The organism is Streptomyces sp. NTH33, from assembly GCF_003236365.1.
GTDB lineage: Bacteria > Actinomycetota > Actinomycetes > Streptomycetales > Streptomycetaceae > Streptomyces.
On the sequence record NZ_POTZ01000745.1, the window covers coordinates 1 to 2,161 of the forward strand.

1 protein-coding gene is annotated in these 2,161 nt (G+C 77.6%); it reads left to right on the forward strand.

Annotation, left to right across the window (positions count from 1 at the left end; genetic code table 11):
• The coding region (locus C1I97_RS35750) for a helix-turn-helix domain-containing protein (RefSeq protein ID WP_111007096.1) at positions 1-1,934 on the forward strand (1,934 nt) is incomplete at its 5' end.
• Positions 1,935-2,161 lie beyond the last annotated feature (227 nt).

A 2,161-nucleotide genomic window follows, 5' to 3' on the forward strand; every position in this document is an offset into this window, starting at 1 on the left:
CCCCCGCCCTGCTGCACGCGGCCGGCCGGGAGAACGCCGAGGCGGAGTGCGCGCAGGCCGCCGAACTCGGGCTGCTGGCCACCGAACCCGAAGGCCCGGCCGTACGGTTCGCGCACCCGCTGATCTCCGCCGCGCTGTACGCGGAGGCGCCCGCCCAGGAGCGGCGCGCCGCCCACGCCGCCCTGTCCACCGCGGCCTCCGACCCGATCGAGCGGGCCCGGCACCTGGCCCTGGCCACCACCGGCACCGACCCGGAGGTGGCCGCCCGGCTCGCCGAGGCCGCCGCGCTGGCCCGGGACCGCGGGGCACCCTCGGTGGCCGCCTCGCTGGGGCTGCTCGCCGCCCGGCACACCCCGGCCGACAGCGAACCGGGCCCGGATGTCCGGCGGTTGCAGGCCGCCGAGGACGCCATCACGGCCGGCGAGGTCGACCTCGCCCGGGACATCGCCCGCGAGGTGCTGACCCGCGCCGCCGTGCCCGCCCAGCGGGTGCGGGCCTGGATGGTGGTGATCGAGGCCGCCGGGCAGGCCCTCGGCGACGTGGACGCCGTCTTCCCGCAGGCGCTGGCCGACGCAGGCGACGACCCGCGGCTCCTCGCCCTGGTCCACTACCAGCTGGCCTGGCGCGGCCTGGTCGTGCAGGGCGACTTCGCCGAGGCCCGCCAGGAGGCCTCGCGCGCGGCGGAGCTGGCCGCGCGCGGCCGGGACCGGCGCACCGAGCTCATGGCGCTCGCCCTCCAGGCCTCCACCGAGACCCTGATGGGCCACCCCGACGCCCCCGCCACCATCAAGCGGGCGCTGAAGGAGCCTCAGGACCCGTACGTCGCCTGCCACCACAACGGCGTCGTCTCGGCCCGCTTCCGCTGGCTGCTGATGAGCGACCGGCTGACCGAGGCGAGGGCCACCATCACCGGGCTGCTGCGCGAGGTGCGGCGGCGCGGCATGGTCGAGAGCGAGGTGCACTACCTGCGCCTGCTCGCCGAGACCGAACTGCGCGCCGGGCACTGCGGCCGGGCCCTGGACCTGGCCCGGGAGAGCCTGCGGATGGCCCGGGACACCGGCATCGGCGAGAGCGCCTCCGCGATGCTGGCCTCCCTCGCCGAGGCCTCCGGCGGCGACCCCGGGCGCGCGCTGGCGCTGGCCCGGGAGGCGGTGGGGCACGCCGAGGAGGACGGCGACCTGATGTACCTCTCCCGCGCGCTGGCCGCCCTGGGGTACGCCCTGTTCGTCGCCGGGGACGACCAGGGCGCCGTGGCGGCGCTGCGCCGGGTGGGCGAGCTGGAGCTGGGGCTCGGCATCACCGACCCGGCGCGCGGCCGCTGGCACGGCGACCTCGTCGAGGCCCTGGTGCGCACCGGGGAGCCGGCCGAGGCCCAGCACGTCATCGACGTGGCCCGCGAGCACGCGATGCGGCTCGGCCGCGAGAGCGTGCTGGCCGTACTCGACCGGTCCGAGGCGCTGGTGCGGGCCGCCCGCGGCGACCAGGAGGGCGCCGTCGCCCGGCTGACGTCCGCACAGGACCGGCTGGCGAAACTGGGCAACGGCCTGGAGGAGGCGCGGGCCGCGTTCGCACTGGCCCAACTGCGCTCCCGGCGTCCAGGGCCGACGTCGTACGACGAGGCGGCCCGTCTGTTCCGGCGCTGCCGGGCGCTGCCGTGGCTGCGCCGGGTGGAGGTGGCCGCCGCCGCCCGCCCGGCCCGGCCCGAGGCCGTGCCGGCGGCGCCGGACGGGCTCGCGGCGCTGGACGGGCTCGCGTCGATGGAGCGTCAGGTGGCCGCGCTGGTCATGGAGGGCGCGACCAACCGGGAGATCGCCGCGCGGCTGTACGTCAGCGTCAAGACGGTGGAGGCGACCCTGACCCGGGTCTACCGCAAGCTGGGGATCCGTTCGCGCGTCGACATCGTCCGATTGGCGGCGGGCCGGCGCGCGAAGTGAGCGCGGCGCGGGTTGACTGACCGCGTGGATCCAGTGAGGGCCGCCGACGGGTGCCGGTGAGGGCCGCCGCCGGGTACGACCGAGGGTTTTCCCTGCCCAACTCCCTTAGGGGGTTCCCTCATTGGAGGCGGGTGGGCCCGGCCCTAGCGTAAGGGACGTGCCGCTCGCCCGGGCACACGGGGCCGGTGCACGGACTCCGGCGCTCCCGCGCTCCCGTGCTCCACCCC